The organism is Clostridium mediterraneense (assembly GCF_900091705.1).
Lineage (GTDB): Bacteria > Bacillota > Clostridia > Clostridiales > Clostridiaceae > Sarcina > Sarcina mediterraneense.
The window spans coordinates 2,223,468-2,242,602 of record NZ_LT594785.1 but is presented as its reverse complement, the minus strand read 5'-3'; the positions used below and the strand labels follow the sequence as shown (position 1 = coordinate 2,242,602).

8 protein-coding genes are annotated in these 19,135 nt (G+C 26.4%); 7 read left to right on the top strand and 1 reads right to left on the bottom strand.

The annotated features are described in order from the left end of the window. Nucleotides 1–10 precede the first annotated feature (10 nt). From BN8917_RS12315 to panD, 5 genes are all read left to right on the top strand, one after another. On the top strand, nt 11–13,000 hold the full coding sequence (locus tag BN8917_RS12315) for a non-ribosomal peptide synthetase (protein WP_265327640.1): 12,990 nt from the start codon (nt 11–13) through the stop codon (nt 12,998–13,000). 166 nt (nt 13,001–13,166) lie between these two features. Continuing rightward, nucleotides 13,167–14,360, top strand: coding sequence for a hypothetical protein (locus BN8917_RS12310; RefSeq protein ID WP_066874815.1), 1,194 nt, complete (start codon nt 13,167–13,169; stop codon nt 14,358–14,360). A gap of 128 nt (nt 14,361–14,488) precedes the next feature. Beyond that, on the top strand, nt 14,489–15,193 hold the full coding sequence (locus tag BN8917_RS14205) for a 4'-phosphopantetheinyl transferase family protein (protein ID WP_066874814.1): 705 nt from the start codon (nt 14,489–14,491) through the stop codon (nt 15,191–15,193). 9 nt (nt 15,194–15,202) lie between these two features. Further along, nucleotides 15,203–15,895 (top strand): thioesterase II family protein, encoded by a 693-nt coding sequence (locus BN8917_RS14200; protein ID WP_066874813.1) that lies wholly within the window; start codon nt 15,203–15,205, stop codon nt 15,893–15,895. A gap of 98 nt (nt 15,896–15,993) precedes the next feature. After that, a complete protein-coding gene (gene panD / locus BN8917_RS12295; protein ID WP_066874812.1) occupies nt 15,994–16,380 on the top strand; it encodes an aspartate 1-decarboxylase in 387 nt (128 codons plus the stop codon). A 310-nt stretch (nt 16,381–16,690) separates the two neighbouring features. Here panD and BN8917_RS12290 read toward each other — a convergent pair whose 3' ends face one another. Next, complete coding sequence (locus tag BN8917_RS12290; protein ID WP_066874811.1) at nt 16,691–17,266, bottom strand: hypothetical protein; 576 nt, start codon at nt 17,264–17,266, stop codon at nt 16,691–16,693. 190 nt (nt 17,267–17,456) lie between these two features. Here BN8917_RS12290 and BN8917_RS12285 point away from each other — a divergent pair, with 190 nt between their 5' ends. Next, nucleotides 17,457–18,008 carry a sigma-70 family RNA polymerase sigma factor gene (locus BN8917_RS12285; protein WP_235830010.1) on the top strand — a complete coding sequence of 184 codons (552 nt, stop codon included), beginning with the start codon at nt 17,457–17,459 and terminating at the stop codon, nt 18,006–18,008. Then, a complete protein-coding gene (locus BN8917_RS12280) occupies nt 18,001–19,023 on the top strand; it encodes a DUF4179 domain-containing protein (protein WP_066874809.1) in 1,023 nt (340 codons plus the stop codon). The genes BN8917_RS12285 and BN8917_RS12280 overlap by 8 nt, the downstream gene beginning before the upstream one ends. Nucleotides 19,024–19,135: the final 112 nt, after the last annotated feature.

Here is a 19,135-nt window from a genome sequence, read left to right as displayed (position 1 = left end):
TAAAAATGAAATTAAAACAGTATTTTTACCAACAGCTTATTTTAAATTATTACAATCAGAAAGAAATTATATAGAAACTATTATTAAAAATACTAATCATATAGTGGTTGCAGGAGAGCAGTTAACTTTGACTTTAGAAACACAAAATCTTATAGCGGAAAATAAAGTGAAACTTCATAATCATTATGGTCCTTCTGAAACTCATGTTGTAACTACTTTAACTATAGACTCTAAGAATAATATAAAGGGAATTCCGACTATAGGAACTCCAATTGCTAATAATAAAATATTTATTTTAGATAAAATGATGAATAAAGTTCCAATTAATGTACAGGGAGAAATGTATATTTCAGGTGACTCTGTAGCAAGAGGATATTTAAATAGGGAGGAACTTACAAAGGAACGATTTATAGAAAATCCATTTGGAGAAGGAAAACTTTATAAAACTGGAGATTTAGCAAGATGGCTTTCAGATGGAAATATTGAATATTTAGGAAGAGCAGATCAACAAATTAAAATAAGAGGTTTTAGAATAGAGCTTGGAGAAATTACAAATGCAATTTGTAAAATTAATTATGTAAAAGATGCTGCCGTTATAAATAAGAAGGATAGAAATGGTGAAGAGGCTATTTATGCTTATATAGTTTCAGAAAAAACTGTAGATATTAAGGATATTAAAAAAGAACTTAAAAGAGAGCTTCCAGAATATATGGTTCCTGCTTATATGATGGAGATAGATAGTTTACCTCTTAATAGAAATGGAAAGTTAGATAAAAGAGCACTTCCAGATATAGTTGAGGATAATAATAGAGAATATATAGTTCCAAGAACAGAAATGGAAAAAATGGTTGTTTCAATTTTTGAAGAGATTATTGGAATAAAAGAAATAAGTGTAGATGCTAATTTCTTTGAAATAGGAGGACATTCATTAAGAGCTACAAGAGTTGTTAATAGAATCGAGGCTGAAACTTCAGTAAGAGTTCCTATTAAAGTGATTTTCTCAGAAAAAACAGCAGAAGGAATAGCTAAATATATAGAGAATATTGGTAGTGAACAGGGAGGCTATATAAATAGAGCAGAGAAAAAAGAATATTATTTAATGTCTTCTATACAAAAGAGAGTTTATTTAATTTGGAAGATGGATAAAGAAAGTACTGCGTATAATATGCCAATGGCCTATAAATTAGAGGGCAAGGTAAATGAAGCTGCAGTAAAAGAGGCGTTAGAAAAACTTATTAAACGTCATGAAATTTTAAGAACTTCCTTTGCTATGAAGGATGAAGAGTTTATACAAAAAGTTAATGAAAAAGTAGAAATTGATTATAGTTATGAGGAAAATGAAAATCAAATTTTAAAAGTTTTAGAGAGTTTTACAAAAGCATTTGATTTAGATAATGGAAACTTGTTAAGAATGAAACTTGTAAAAAATAAAGAGGATTATTATCTACTTATAGATATGCATCATATAGTCAGTGATGGTATGAGTATGGGGATTTTTATCAATGAGTTTTCAAAGCTTTATAATGGAGAAAATCTTCAAGAGCTTAAATTACAATATAAAGACTATAGTGAGTGGATGAATAAACGTGATTTAAATGAGCAAAAGGAATATTGGGTAAGTAAATTTGTAGAAGAGGTTCCTGTAATTAATTTACCTTATGATTATAATAGGCCATCAGAGCAAAGTTATGAAGGTGAAGTAGAAACTATAGTTCTATCAAAAGATATAAAAAAGGGAATAGAAGACTTATGTAAGCAAACAGGAGCAACTGAATATATGATTCTTTTAGCTTCATATATGATAACTTTAAATAAATATACAGCTCAAGAGGATATTGTAGTTGGAACTCCTATTTCAGGTAGAACAAATAGAGATATGGAATCTATGATGGGGATGTTTGTAAATACATTAGCCATGAGAGAAAAGCCAGAAGGAAATAAAAGGATTATTGATTTTATTTATGAATTGAAAGAAAGTTGTCTTAAGGCTTATGAAAATCAAGAATATCCTTTTGAAGAGTTAGTAGAAGCAGTAAAGGTTAGGAGAGACTTATCTAGAAATCCATTATTTGATGTAATGTTCAACCTACAAAATAACGAAGTGGTTAACCTTGATATGAATCAGCTAGAGATAAGTCAAGTATGGGGAAATCATAAGGTATCAAAATTTGATTTAAGTGTTATTGTTGAAAATAGTACAGATGTTTATTATGTAGGAGCAGAATATTGTAGAGCGTTATTCAAAAAGGAAACTATAGAAAGATTCTTAGTTCACTTTAAAGAGGTTATCTCTAATATAATAAGTAAACCAGAAGGTCTTATTGGTGAAATTAATATTTTAACTAATGAGGAGGAATTAACTTTAGATAAGTTTAATGATACTTTCTTAGATTTTGATAAAGAAAAAACCATAGTTGATATTTTTGAAGAAAAAGTTAAAGAGCAGGGAGATGGAATTGCAGTAAGTTTCAAAAATAATGAGTTAACTTATAAGGAACTTAATGAAAAAGCAAACTCTTTAGCTAGTATATTAAGAGAGAAAGCAGTAACAGTAGATTCTATTGTAGCTATAAAAGTAGACCGTTCTATAGAAATGATAATTTCTATAATAGCTATTTTAAAAGCAGGTGGAGCATATTTACCAATTGATGAAACATGGCCAAAGGGAAGAATAGAGTATATTTTAAAGAATAGTAATAGTAGGTTATTACTAACTAAAGGTGAAGAAAAAGAAGAGTTAGAATTTGATGGTGAGATTATAGATCTATCTGAAAATAGCTTATATAACAAAAAAATAGAAAATTTAGAGAAGATAAATAGGAAAGATGATTTAGCTTATGTTATTTATACGTCAGGAACAACAGGAAATCCTAAAGGGGTAATGGTTAAGCACTCAAATCTTCATAACTTTATAGCTTCATTAAGAGATATTTTCAACAGTGGTTTTGGAAGAGAAGATAAGGTTCTTTCATTAACAAACTATGTATTTGATGTAAGTGTTTGTGAGTTCTTTATAGCATTAACTTCAGGTGCTACCTTAGTAATCAATGACAAGCATAAAACCTTTGATGTAGTGGAGATAGCAAAATTAATAGTAGAGAAAGATATAACATTTACCTATATTCCACCATCATTGTTGAAATATGTTTATGAAGAACTAAAGAAAATTGAAAAAGATATTAGATTGAATAAAATGCTTGTAGGAGTTGAAGCTATAAGAGGAAAAATTTTATCAGACTTTTGTAGCTTAAATAGAAATTTAGAAATAGTAAATGGATATGGTCCTACTGAGGCAACGATTTGTTCAACTTTCTATAAGGTTACTGGTAAGGAAGATTATAATAAAGCAGTTCCAATAGGTAAAGGACTTAGAAATACTAAAATTTACATTTTAGATAAAAAGCTTAATAAGGTTCCAGTTGCTATAGTAGGAGAATTAGCTGTAAGTGGCGATTCTGTAGCTAGAGGCTATTTAAATAATCAGGAATTGACAAAGGAGAAATTTATAGAAAATCCATTTGAAAAGGGACAAGTTATTTATAAAACAGGAGATTTAGCAAGGTGGCTACCAGATGGAAATATAGAATTCTTAGGTAGAATAGATAATCAAGTTAAAATAAAAGGTTTTAGAATAGAACTTGGAGAAATTGAAAGTAATTTAATGAAGATAGAGGGAATAAAAGAAGCTAGAGTACTAGATGTAAATAAAGATAATATAAAATATTTAGTAGCTTATTATATAGGAGACATTAAATATAGTCAAAAAGAATTAAAGAAAAAACTTAAAGCATTCCTTCCAAGCTATATGATACCATCTTCATTCTTAGAGTTAGATAAAATTCCACTAACAGCAAATGGAAAGTTAGATAAAAATAAACTATCTGAAATTTCTTTAAAGTTAGATAGTGAAATAGAATATGAAAGACCTAGAACAGAAGTTGAAAAATCTTTAGTAAGTATATGGAAAAATGTTTTAGCTGTAGATAGAGTGGGTATCAATGATGATTTCTTTAGTTTAGGTGGAGATTCTATAAAATCGATTCAAGTAATTTCAAGAGCTAAGAACTATGGATATTATTTTGGAGTTAAAGATTTATTTAATAACCCAACAATTAAAGAATTAAGCAAAAATATAAAAGAAAAAGTTTTAAAAGTCAGTCAAGAGGAAGTAACAGGAGATGTAGAGTTAACACCTATACAAAAATGGTTCTTTGAAATGAATTTCAAAGAAAATTATCATTGGAATCAAGCAATGATGATATTTAGTAAAGAGGGATTTGAGAAAGAATTATTAGAGAAATCATTTGATAAAATAGTTAGCCATCATGATGCTTTAAGAATGAGTTATACTGTAATAAACGGAGAAATAAAACAGAAGAATAGAGCTATAGATGAAAATCTCTATGATTTAACTATCCATGATTATAGAAATGATAACTTTATTTGTGAAGAGAAAATTAAAGAAGCCTGCAATAAAATACAAGGTAGTATAAGCTTAGAAAAGGGTCCTCTTGTTAAATTAGGGTTATTTGAAACTAAAGATGGGGATCATCTTCTAATAGCAATTCATCATTTAGTAGTGGATGGAGTTTCTTGGAGAATAATATTTGAAGATTTACAAAATGCTTATTTAATGGCTAAAAATGGAGAAGAAATAGTTCTTCAGGAGAAAAGTACTTCCTTTAAAGAGTGGGCAAGCAAACAAAAAGAGTATGGGAATAGCTATAAGGTGAAAAAAGAAGTTAATTACTGGAATGAAATAGAAAAATCTAAGTTAAGAAAGTTACCTAAAGATAAAAAAGGACAAGATTCAAAGTTTTCTAGCCTAAAGAACGTTGCAATGGAGCTTTCTAAGGAAGAGACAGAAAATTTATTAAAGAAAGTAAATAAAGCATACAACACAGAAATTAATGATATATTACTAGCAGCGTTAGCCTTAACTATATATAAATGGACTGGAGAAGAGAATACTTTAATTAATTTAGAAGCGCATGGAAGAGAAGAGATAATAAAAAATGTAGATATAACAAGAACTGTAGGGTGGTTTACTTCTCAATATCCAGTGGTATTAAAGGCAAAAAAAGATTTAGCAGAGACAATAAAAAATACTAAAGATTTATTGAGAAGAATACCAGATAAGGGAATTAACTATGGAATAATTAGATATTTGGCTAATAATGAAACAAAGGATGGAAAAGAATTTAAATTAAAACCTGAAATATCATTTAATTATTTAGGACAATTTGATAGGGATATAAATAATACTATATTTACTGCTTCAACTATTAATTCAGGAGAATCTATTTCTTTAAATAATGAAATTTTACACCTATTAGATTTTTCAGCTATTTTAATGAATAACTGCTTAAACTTGAATATTATTTATAGTGATAATGACTATAATGAAGAAACTATAAAAGCATTATCAAAGAACTATAAAGCAAATCTTATTGAGATAATCAATCATTGTATATCTAAAGAGATTGCTGAAAAAACAGCAGCAGATATAACTGAGGAAAATATAAGTTTAGATGAATTAAAGCCTTATTTAAAGTGTTTTAATAATATAAAAGATATCTATCCTTTAAGTTCAATGCAGGAAGGGATGTTATATCATGCTTTATTAGATGAAGAATCAGAAGCGTATCATGAGGTTGTAGTTTTAACAGTAAAAGGTGAATTAGATATTAATATGATGGAGATATCATTTAATAAGTTAATAAAAAGACATGATATATTAAGAACTATTTTTGATAATAAAAATTTTAATAAAAATATGCAAGTTGTCTTTGAGGAAAGAAAAGCTAAGATTGATTATATTGATAAAAGTAATGAATTAATAGATGAACAAATTTATCTTCAAAGGTTAATTGCTGAAGATAAAAAGAATAAATTTAAATTAAATAAAGACATTCTTATAAGATTAAAGGTTGTTAGAACACAAAATGATATTTATAAGTTAATTTTAAGTAATCACCATATTATATTGGATGGTTGGTGTTTAAGTATATTAATATCAGAGCTATTTAAAATTTATAACCAATTAAAATTTGGGCAAGATGCAATGTTGAAAGAAGTAAGTTCTTATTCAAATTATATAAAATGGATTAAAAATAAAAATGAAGAAGAAGCTGAGAATTATTGGGAGAATTATTTATTAGATTATAACGAAGTAGCTAAAGTACCTTTTGAAAATGAAGATAAAAAAGATGGCTATAAAAATAGTGAAATTAACTATATCTTAGATGAATCGATAAGTAGTAAATTAGAAAAGATAGCTAGAGATAATAAAGTAACTATAAATAATATAATTCAAAGTTTATGGGCTATACTACTTCAAAAATATAATAATAGTAATGATATTGTATTTGGATATGTTGTATCAGGAAGAAATGCAGAGGTTACTGGTATTGAAAATATGCTAGGATTATTTATAAATACTATACCTTTAAGAGTTAAATTAGCGGATAACTTTACTTTTAAAGATTTATTAGAAAATATTAATAAATCATATAAAGAAAGTAATGAATATGATTATTATCCTTTGGGAAAAATCCAACAATTAAGTGAGGTAAAGGACAGATTAATTAATAATATAATGATTTTTGAAAATTACCCAATTGAGAATGAATCTAAATATGATAAAAAAGAAAAATTGGAAATTTTATCGTTAGATGGTTTTGAGGAAACTAATTATGATTTTAATATAATGGTTGCTTATAAGGGAGTAATAGGGCTTAAATTTCAATTTAATGAATTTATTTATTCAAAAGAAAATGTAGAAAAAATAAAGAATCACTTTATTAACTTAATAAATACTGTTATTCAAGATGAAAATATACTAATTCAAGATATTGAAGTTTTACAAGAAGAAGAGAGAAACAAAGTGTTAATAGATTTTAATAACAGTAAAGTAAATTATGAAAAAGATAAAACAATATCAGAACTTTTTGAAAGTAAGCTTTGGGAAAATGAAGATAATATAGCAGTAGTTTTTGAAAGAGAAAGTTTAAGTTATAAAGAATTAAATGAGAGAGTTAATAGTTTAGCTAGAAAGTTACGTAATCTAGGTATAAAGAGAAATGAGTATGTAGTAATTTCTACTGAAAGAAGTCTTGAGATGGTAATTGGAATTTTAGCTATAGTAAAAGCAGGAGCAGCTTATGTACCAGTAGATCCTAATTATCCTGAGGAAAGAATAAGTTATATTCTTTCAGACTGTAAACCAAAGGCTATATTAAGTTATAAATCTACTATTAGAAGTCAAGAAATAGAGATAATTGATTTAGCTAGTAAGGATATATATGAAGAGAATTCTTCAGTTTTAGAAAATATAAATAGTCCAGAAGATATTCTTTACTTAATATACACTTCAGGAACAACAGGAAAACCAAAAGGAGTAATGGTTAAGCATAGCAATATAGTTAACTATTCAGCAAACAATGAAAAGAGTATTTTAGCTACTGTATTTAAAAATGGTTTAACTAAAATGGGTTCAGTAACAAACATGACCTTTGATATTTTTGCTACAGAAATATGGCTTGTATTATTAAATGGAATGACTACATTTATTGCAAATAATGATGAGCAGGAAGATGTAGTTGAATTAAGTAATTTCATTGAAAGAAATTCAATTGAAATTCTTCAAACTACACCAAGTAGAATTAAGATACTTTTATCAAAACCAGAGAGATTAAAAGCTCTTAAATCATTAAAATATATTATGGTTGGTGGAGAAAAAGTAGATAGTGATATAGTTAAAAAACTTCATGAATACACAGAAGCGACAATAGAAAATGTATATGGTCCATCAGAAACAACAGTATGGTCAACGGCTAAGGAACTTTCAAGGGATAAGGATTATAAAAATGTTCCAATAGGAAAACCAATAGCCAATACAGAAGTTTATATTCTTCAAGGGTTAGCTCTTTGTTCAATTGGAATTGCTGGAGAATTATGTATTGCTGGTGATGGTGTAGCAAAGGGATATCTTAATAAACCAGAGCTTACAAAGGATAAGTTCATTGATAACCCTTATGGAAAAGGTAAGCTTTATAGAACTGGAGATTTAGCTAGATGGCTTCCAAATGGTGATTTAGAATATTTAGGTCGTATGGATGAGCAAGTTAAAATCAGAGGATTTAGAATAGAGCTTGGAGAAATTTCTAATGTATTAAGAGGTCTAGAAAATATTGAAGATGCAGTGGTAATAGTAAGAGAAAATAAAGTAGGGGAAAAGGATCTTTATGGTTATATAATTTCAAGTGAATCAGTTGATTTAGCTGAGATTAGAAAGAAAATACGTAAGGATTTACCAGAGTATATGATACCTTCATATATGATGCAGATAGATAAAATCCCTGTAAATAAAAGTGGAAAATTAGATAAAAAAGCTCTTCCTGAGATAGTTGAGAAAAGTAGAGTAGAATATATAGCAGCAAGAACTAAAATAGAAAAGATAATTGTAGAAATATTTGAAGAGGTTACAGGTTTAGAAAAAATAAGTGTAGATGAAAACTTCTTTGAAATAGGTGGACATTCTTTAAGAGCTACTAAAGTAGCAAATAGAATTGAAGCTGAAACAGGCGTAAGAATTCCACTTAAAGTTATTTTCACTGAAAAAACAGTAGAAGCTATAGCTAGATATGTAGAAAATACTGAGAATAATAGGGATGATATTATAGAAAAAGCAAAAGAGAAAAAGTTTTATCCAATGTCAGCAACAGAAAGAAGAATTTATTTATTATGGCAGATGGATAAACAGAGTACAGTTTACAATATGCCAATATGTTATGAATTAGATGGTGAAGTAAATGTTGAGAAAATAAAAGTAGTATTAGAAGAACTTATAAATCGTCATGAAATCTTAAGAACAGCTTTTGTAATAGAGGATGGAGAATTAGTTCAAAAAATCCTAAGTAAGGTAGAACTTGATTATTCCTATGAGGAAAAAGAAGAAGAGATAAAAGTAATTATTAAAAATTTTGTTAAAGCTTTTAATTTAGAAAATGGAGAGCTATTAAGAGCAAAAGTAATAAAAAAGAAAGGTAAATATTACTTGCTTTTAGATATTCATCATATAGTTAGTGATGGGATGAGTATGGGCATTTTCATTAGAGAATTTTCAAGCTTATATAATGGTAAAACACTTGAAAAACTTAAGTTACAATATAAAGACTATAGTGAGTGGATGAGAACTAGAAACTTAGAAAGTCAAAGGGAGTATTGGTTAAGCAAATTTGAAGAAGAAGTACCAGTAATAGATTTACCTTATGATTATAATAGACCTCTAGAACAAAGCTATGAAGGTGCATTGGTTAGTACTGAAATAGAAAAGGAAATAAAAGAAGGAATAGAAAAGTTATGTGCTAATACAGGAACAACTGAGTATATGGTTCTTTTAGCAGTATTTATGGTGACATTAAATAAATATAGTAATCAAGAGGATATAGTAGTTGGAACAGCTATATCTGGAAGAATAAATAAAGATATAGAATCTATGCTAGGAGTATTTATAAATACCTTAGCAATAAGAGAAAAAATAGAAACCAATAAGAGTTTTGAAGAGTTCTTAAGTAAGGTAAAGGAAAGTTGTCTTAAATCTTATGAGAATCAAGAATATCCTTTTGAAGATTTAGTAGAGGCTATAGATGTAAGAAGAGATTTTTCTAGAAATCCATTATTTGATGTAATGTTTAATTTTCAAAATAATGATGTTAGTGAATTATCAATGGAAAATGTTCAAATAAAACCAGTATGGGGAGAGCATAGGATATCAAAATTTGATCTTAGTTTAATTGTAGAAAACAATAAAGATACCTATTATTTATTAGCTGAGTATTCAACAGCTTTATTCAAAAAGGATAGTATAGATAGATTTTTAAGCCATTATAAAGAAATTCTTGTTAGGGTAATTGAAAATTCACAAATTTTAATCAGAGAAATTAGGACTATAACAAAAGAAGAAGAAGAAATATTAAATAACTTTAACAATAGCTTAGTAGAATATGATAGTAAGAAATCTGTCATTGAAATTTTTGAAAAGCAAGTAGAGAGTTTTGGGGAAAATAAGGCTATTGTATTTGAAAATGAAGAGTTAAGTTATGAAAGATTAAATGAAAAAGCTACTGCCTTAGCTATAAAGTTACGTAACTTAGGTATTAAAAGAAATGAGTATGTAGTAATTTCAGCTGAAAGAAGTCTTGAGATGGTAATTGGAATTTTAGCTATAGTAAAAGCAGGAGCAGCTTATGTACCAGTAGATCCTAATTATCCTGAGGAAAGAATAAATTATATTCTTTCAGACTGTAAACCAAAGGCTATATTAAGTTATAAATCTACTATTAGAAGTGAAGGAATAGAGATAATCGATTTAGCTAGTAAGGATATATATCATGAAGATTCTAGAAATTTAGAAAATATAAATAGTCCAGAAGATACTCTTTATTTAATATATACTTCAGGAACAACAGGAAAACCAAAAGGCGTAATGGTTAAACATAGTAATATAGTTAATTACTCGGCAAATAATGAAAAGAGTATTTTAGCTACTGTATTTAAAAATGGTTTAACTAAAATGGGCTCAGTAACAAATATGACTTTCGATATTTTTGCTACTGAAATATGGCTTGTGTTCTTAAATGGAATGACTACATTTATTGCAAATAGTGATGAACAGGAAGATGTAGTAGAATTAGGTAACTTTATTGAAAGAAATTCTATTGAAATACTTCAAAGTACACCAAGTAGAATAAAAATATTATTATCAGATCCAGAACGATTAAAAACTTTTAAATCATTAAGGCACATTATGGTTGGTGGAGAAAAGGTAGGGATGGATATTGTTAAGAAGTTACATCAATATACCAATGCAATAGTGCAAAATGTTTATGGGCCATCAGAAACAACAGTTTGGTCAACATCTAAAGAGCTTTCAAGAGAGGAGAGCTATCATAATGTTCCAATAGGTAGACCTATTGCTAACACTGAAGTTTATATTATTCAAGGCTTAAAGCTTTGTGGAATAGGGGTCCCAGGTGAGTTATGTATTGCTGGAGATGGGGTTACAAAAGGATATCTTAACAAAGAAGAGCTTACAGCTGAGAAGTTTATTGATAATCCTTATGGAAAAGGTAAGCTTTATAGGACTGGAGACTTAGCTAGATGGCTCCCAAATGGAGATTTAGAATATTTAGGACGTATGGATGAACAGGTTAAAATTAGAGGATTTAGAATAGAGCTTGGAGAGATTGCTAATGTATTAAGAAGTCTAGACAATATTGAAGATGCAGTGGTAATTGTAAGAGAAAATAAAGTAGGTGAAAAGAGTCTTTATAGTTATGTAATTTCGAATGAAACAGTTGATTTTACTGAAGTGATAAAAGAAATTCGTAAAGATTTACCAGAGTATATGATTCCTTCATATATGATGCAAATAGATAAAATACCCGTAAATAAAAGTGGAAAATTAGATAAAAATGCATTGCCTCAAATAGTTCAAGAGAGTAAAGAACTATATGTTCCACCTGAAACTGAAAAAGAAAAAATAATTTGTTCTATTTTTGAGGAAATTTTAGAAGTTTCAAAAGTTGGGCTTGAGGATAATTTCTTCAATCTTGGTGGAGATTCTATAAAGTTATTAAGATTAATTTCTAAGTTAAGAAAAGAAGGAATTAACGTAACATTTAATCATATAAAAAGAAGTAATACTATTAAAGCATTAATAGAGATTTTAAATGATACAGTAGATAGAGCTAATGAAAAGAATGAAAAAGAAGTAGAAGTTAATAGAATTCCACTTTTTAAAGAGGAGAAAGAAGACTTTAAAAAGTCAATAATTTATAAAGAGTTATCTCAATATAACAAAAATCAAAAAGAAGCAAAGAAGGATAGGTGTTATAGTCCATTAAAGGTTCAACAGGATTTCTTATATAGAGAGCTTCCTTTTATATCAGCCTTAGCAATAGAAATAAAAGGTGATGTAAGTAAAAATGAGTTGATAGAAACTATAACTAACATCATAATTGCGCAGGGAGCAATGCGCACGGTATATGATAATAAAAAAGATGTACTAGTAGAACTAACTAAAGAAAATTGGTATATACCTTATATTGAGAGAAAAAATTTTGATGAAGCTTATGAGTATGTTGGAGGAATATTTGATTCAACAGAATTATTTGATTTAAATGAATTATTATCAAAAGTTATGATTCTAGAAAAGGATGAAAATACTCATTTAGTATTTTTCTATGTAAATCATGCTCTTTGGGATTTTATGACATCTGAGATACTTTTAAATATGATTAAGGATAGTTTGATAAACTCTAAAAAGTCCTTTGAAGCAGATGAAAGCTATTATGACTATGTAAATAGAATTAAAAAAGCTTCAAAGTCAGTAGAACTTTATGACTCTATTGATAATATTAGGAATTTAGTAGAAAATTATAAAGATATTCTTAAAGCGAAGTATTCAAAAGTTTCGAAGGTTATGGTAACTAAAGAAATTAATAGTATTGAAAGAAAGAAAATAGTAGAAAATCCAATTGAATGGGCTCTGGAAAAATACTGTAAAATTATAGATTTAAATAATGTTAGAAAACTACCATTTACAATGGTACATCATGCTCGTAGCGGTAAGACATTAAATACTTTAGGATTATATGCAGATAGTATTCCTTGTTTATATGATTTAGATAAAAAAGAAATAAAAGGATGGAATAAGAGTAATGATAGAGATGATGGATTATACAAAGAAATAATACCTAGAGAATCAAATATATTTGAAGAACTAAGTATAAATATAACCATTGCTGATTCAAATAATGATAAATTTAGAAAGGATAAAATAACTATTTTAGAGAATAAAGAAATAAATGATATAGATGAAGAAATTTATATCCATTTAGATAAAGATTCCATAACAATGATTTGTCCATTCTATGATGCAAAAGGAAAAGATGAAATTATAAAAAAAGCAAAAGAAATTTTTAATCTAAAATAAATTTTATTGTTAGAGGCTTCGTCAAATTAAAGATATCAACTACTGTTAATTTAGTGATAAATTACAAAGAATGATAATTAGATATTTTTTAAATTTTGATGTAGTCTCTAGCTATAAATTAAAAGATAGACTATCTATATTATTAAAGAAAGATGGTAGATATTAAATGAAAATTATTATATATGGATTAGGTAAAAATGGGAAGTTTGTTTCAAGTAAAATAAAAGATAATCATGATATTGTAGGATATACTGAGAATAATTTAGATATAACAAGTTTTAATGGAGTAAATTTTTATAAATTAAATGAATTAAAACGGATAGATTATGATTATATAGTATTAGCTTTAGATAATTTAAAGGCTGCTGCTGTGGTAAAAAAATATTTATCCATAAAATTTTCAGTGGATATTTCTAAAATAGTGGATTTTTATCATATTTATCATAATGGAGTATCTAGTCAAAAGGTTGATAGAGTTATGGAAAACCCTGATAATAAAGAAGGCTATGAGGGAATTATTTTAGGGGTATCACATTCAGCTTTAGGAATTAATCCTAAGTATTTAGATAAAAATTTTTGTAATTTGGCTGTATCTAGTCAGGATATTTATTATAATTTAAAGACATTAGAATATATTATAGAAAATTATTATGATAAAATTAAAGGCTTAAAATATGCGATTTTAGATATTTTTGACTATAATTACCTTAATTATGATGTATCGTTAACATCAGATTTAATCAATTATTTATCCTGGGGAGGCTATAATTTAGATTATCACAATTATGAAAAAAATAAAAATTTTACAGCATCAGTGGAGGAAGAATTATTAAAAATAAATTGTAAAATTATAAAACCTTTATCTATTGAGGAAAAAAGAATAAGAGACTTACTTTTTAATAACCTTTATGATCAATCTAAAGCAAAAATGTTTAGAGATTTTGCAACAGAAAAGCAAAGAAATAAAGTTGTAGAAAAAGGACAAAATGATTATTGTATGCCAGATAATATGCCTAAATACGGAAGTTGCAGGTTTGATAAAACTATAGAGGAAAATAAGATTCATTTTGAAAATACATTGAAAATTTTATATAAATTGAATCCAAACATTAAAATATATACTGTAATAATTCCTAGATATGAAACTGTGGAAGAAGCTCATGTAACTAAATATGCTCATTGGAAAAAAGAATATGAAGAATTTATTTATAGTTTGAAAGATAAATATAAATTTAAATACTTAAATTTCAAAGATTGTAAAGAAATAACCTCAAATAATGAATATTTCCAGGATGTAGCACATTTGAATTATAATGGTGCAACAGCTTTTACTAAAATTTTAAATCAATATATTGATTAATAAATTTGTTTAAAGATAGTTTATCTATATTTAATTGAGTGTTAGATATTCAATTGAATAGACTGTTATGTAATAATATATTATAGGAATAAAATGTAAAAGAGTGAGGGGAAATATGGAGATAATTTATGGTTATATTTATTGTTAAAATTTTAGATATAGAAAAAAATAGATTAGAAAGATTAATACAATATCTTAGCTATAATAAGCAATTGAAAATTAATAAGTTTTTAAAAAAAAGTGATAAAATTCAGAGTTTAATTGGAGAAATAATAATTAGAACAGAATTGATGGAGAAATTTAATTTAAAAAATAAAGAAATTAATTTTATAGAGAATAAATATGGAAAACCAAGAATTATAGAATTAGAAGATTTTTATTTTAATTTATCTCACTCAGGAAGTTATATAGTTGCAGCAATTAGTGATAGTGAAGTGGGGATTGATATAGAAGAAATGCAGGAATTTCAAGATTTTAAGGAAATCGCTGAAAATTTTTTTTCTAAGGAAGAAGTAACTTATATTTTAGAAGGAACCAAGGAAGAAACTGTAGATAGATTTTATGAAATATGGACGTTAAAAGAAGCTTATGTTAAGTTTAAAGGTAAAGGGCTATCAATTCCTTTAGAATCATTTACTATCTTCTTTGATAGACATAATAATATTAAAGTGAAGAAATCAGGAGAAGAAAGTTATGAATTTTTAAAATTGATAGAAATTTTACCTAAATATAAATTAGCATTATGCTCTTTTAAAAATAACAATATTATTATCAAAGAATTAAAACAAGATAAATTAATAAATAACTTTTTAGGATTAATTGAAAGGAAGTAGGAATTTATTATGAGATTGATATGTTTGCCTTATGCAGGTGGCTCAGAAGCTATATATTTAAACTGGAAAGAATATTTAGATTCCAGGATAAAAATTTTACCTATAGCATTAAAGGGGCGAGGAAAAAGGTTTTATGAGGAACTTTATCAGAATTTAAATGAAGCAGTAGAAGATATAATTACAATCATAAAAGGAGATATAAAAGATGAAGAATATGCAATTTTTGGACATAGTATGGGAAGTCTTTTAGGCTATGAGCTTTATTATAAAATTAGAGAGATGGGACTTAGGGAACCAAGGCACATATTTTTTTCAGGTTATGCTGCACCAAGTGTAAGAGTCAAAAGAAGTGATATCCATAAATTACCGGATGGGGAGTTTATAAAAGAGGTTATAGAACTTGGGGGAACTCAGAAAGAAGTTTTTGAAAATGAAGAACTTTTAGAATTATTTGTTCCTATACTAAGAAGTGATTTTAGAATGATTAACCAATATAATTTTAAGGAACGAAAAAATAAAGTTAAATGTGATATTTCTGTTTTAAATGGAATGGATGATTCTATTACTATGGATGAGTTATTAGAGTGGAGAATGCTTATAGAAGGACAGTTTAATATATATCAATTTCAGGGAGGTCATTTTTTTATAAATAAGAATTATAAAGAAATAATAGATATTATAAATAAAACTTTATTAGAATAAGAATACTTTTCATAAGTTATTTTTTAAGTTAATTTTAATAGCTAAAGAACAAACATTTATAGGAAAATTAATTCATAATAAAGATGGGGGAAGATAAAATGAAGATAACAATGTTAAATGGAAAAATCCATAGAGCTACAATTACAGAGGCAAATTTAAGTTATGTTGGAAGTATAACTGTTGATGAGAACCTTTTAGAGGCAGCGGGAATATTAGAATATGAAAAGGTTCAAATAGTTGATATTGATAATGGAGCAAGATTAGAAACTTATACAATAGCAGGGGCAAGAGGTTCAGGTGTAATTTGTTTAAATGGTGCAGCTGCAAGACTTGTACAAGCAGGTGATAAGATAATAATTATGGCTTATGGAGAAATGACAAGAGATGAAGCCATGAATCATAAACCAAAAGTAGTTTTTGTGAATGAAAAAAATGAAGTTGATGTAGTAAGTCATTATGAAAAACATGGATATATACATGCTTAAAATAATTAAATTGTAGACTAATAATATAATAGGAAATGGAAGACCTTATCAAATTAAAGATATTTATACTATATATAGATATAAAATATTTTTATTTTAGTAAGGTCTTTTATTGTTATTTATAAATAATAAAGATCTGCAGTGCGAAATAAAGCAATTCGTCAAAGTTATTAAGTTTATTAATAGAATAAAATAAAAGATTGAAATAGTTTTTTGTAAAATATATATTGATGCAACTTTTATAATAATAAAAAAGAGGCTGTATCTAGATTAATTTATTAAATTAATTTGATACAGCACTATTTTCATATTAAAATTGCATTGTGTTTGGATCTCTATTAAGAATTTCTTCTATTTTATCATTCTTTTCTTCAAAAGATATTATAGACATTGAGTATTGTTGTTCAATATTTTTGATTTCATCAAAGTAAGTAATTTTATTTTGATGTGGAAGGATTTTTTTATTATATTCATCAGTAGTTATTACATTCATAGCAAGAGCATTATCTAACTTTTCCTTTTCCTTTAGGTAAGTTTCCATAGCTCTTTCTTTTTCATGAAGTATAAGCTGATCTTTTTTAGCTTTTTCGATTTCTATAATGGCATTTTTAATCTCAGTTTTCTTTGTCATTTTAACATCTAAAATATTTAGAGTATCTTTTATATCTATATTTGGCATCTCATTAGTTGCAAGTATATGTTCAACTAATTTTCTTCCTATTTCAGTATATGCTTTGTTAATCTCAGCATCTAGAATAGATACTTCTTTTTTCATAGAATTTATTTTTTGAGTTTCCTTTGCTGCTACAGCTACATTATCAGCTAAAACAGAAACATTTTTACTAACGTTATTTGTAAGAACCTTTATATTATCGAATAATCCCATTTTAAATCTTCTCCTTTAAAACATATATTAATAGTCTTAATATAATTATAGCAATATAGAGGTTTATTTACCTAAAAAAAGTTTAATTATAATAAATTGTTAATAAGTTTTATTTATTATATACTTTTGAGAACTTTTTTGTTATTAGTTATATCTAATAAGTAGTTAAAGAATTTAGGGGGAAGTTTTCTTGGAGTTATCAATAATAAACTTTATGCAAAAGTCCACAGTGCATCTCGCTAAGCAAGGAAATAAAGAGGCATTTTCTGAACTTATACATGAAAATAAGCTTTCTATGTATAAAGTTGCTAAAGCTATGCTTGGACGAGAATGTGATGTGGAAGATGCTATTCAAAATACAATAATTAATTCATATAAAAATATAAAAAATCTAAAAAAAGAAAAATTTTTTAAGACTTGGCTTATTAGAATTTTGATTAATGAATGTAATAAAATAATTAAAAATAATAAGAAATTTAATTTGCTTGATTATAATCAAGGAGTTAAAGAGGAAGGGTATTTAGATTCATATATAGATTTAGATGTTCATAATGCTATAAATAATTTAGATGAAGAGTTAAAAGAAACTGTTATATTATTTTATTTTGATGATTTTTCAATAAAAGATATAGCTAGGATTATGAATGTAAAAGAAGGGACAGTCAAGACAAGACTTTTAAGAGCTAGAAATAAACTTGAAGAAATTATTCTAAAAGGTGAGGAAGGTTGTTTTGATGAGTAGAGATATAGATAAAATTATAAAAGATAAATTAAAAAATAGAGAATCTAAAATACCAGATAGCTTGAATAAAAAAATAAACGTAACTTTAGATTCCTTAGATAAAATAGAAAAGGAAAAAAGTAAATTCAATTATAAGAGACTTGCTGTTTGTGCAGTATTAGCTTTGGTTATTTTTTCAACTATTAGAGTAGGGGCAATTAGTATGGCAAGTGGAAAAAGTGTAAAGGGAATTATATTTGAGGACTTTGGTATTAGTAAAAATTATGGGAATTATGCAGATGAAATAAATAAGACTAAGGAAGAGAACGGAATAAGATTTACTGTTATTAGTACATCTTATGATAATAATGATTTAACAATATTATATAAGATTGAATTAGATAAAAATATAATATCACAAGAAGAATTTGATAAATTAGAAGTAAATAAGTATTTATCACTTAAAGCAGATAATAAACATAGTTTTAGTGCATCTAGTGGAATTTATGATATCGGTAAAGATGGAGAAATGATTTGTAGTATAGTCTTTAGTGATTTAGATAAGTTAAAAGAGGATTCTGTTATTTTTAATATTATTTTTTCTAAAGGTTTCGATGAAATAGGAAAGTATAATGAGTTAGCTACTTTTCAATTTAATATATCAACTAATAATAAAATTATGAAAAAAAGAATGGATACTTATAAAATAAATAAAAAGATAGAAGGAAATATAAAATTAAAATCAGTTACTGTATCTCCAATGATGATTAAGTTAAAAGGAAGTGCTATAAATGAAAATTTTGATTCAAAATATAATTTCATTATAAAAGATGAAGAGGGTAAAGAAATTAGACAAATAGGTGGACATATTAGGGGGAGATTTAAATATTTTAGAGAATTTAGTTATTCATATGTTGTTGATAATGAAAAACCTAAAAAGTTAGAAATAATACCAGTTCTAGAGACGAAAAGTAAAGATGGTGATTTAGAATTAGTAAGAACTCAGGATAAAAGTATTTTTGTAGATTTAGAATAGCTATTTTATAGAATTTATTTTTATTAAGTTTCTTAGTTTGATAGCTATAAAAGTATAACTTATTCTACCCCAAAAAAACATATTTATTATTTTATTTACATAAAATGATAAA

Excerpts from the sequence above, each read along its gene's own strand:
- BN8917_RS12290 (WP_066874811.1), bottom strand. The coding sequence starts at position 17,266 with ATGGGATTATTCGATAATATAAAGGTTCTTACAAATAACGTTAGTAAA.
- panD (WP_066874812.1), top strand. The coding sequence starts at position 15,994 with ATGAAGATAACAATGTTAAATGGAAAAATCCATAGAGCTACAATTACA.
- BN8917_RS14205 (WP_066874814.1), top strand. The coding sequence starts at position 14,489 with ATGGTTATATTTATTGTTAAAATTTTAGATATAGAAAAAAATAGATTA.
- BN8917_RS14200 (WP_066874813.1), top strand. The coding sequence starts at position 15,203 with ATGAGATTGATATGTTTGCCTTATGCAGGTGGCTCAGAAGCTATATAT.
- BN8917_RS12310 (WP_066874815.1), top strand. The coding sequence starts at position 13,167 with ATGAAAATTATTATATATGGATTAGGTAAAAATGGGAAGTTTGTTTCA.
- BN8917_RS12280 (WP_066874809.1), top strand. The coding sequence starts at position 18,001 with ATGAGTAGAGATATAGATAAAATTATAAAAGATAAATTAAAAAATAGA.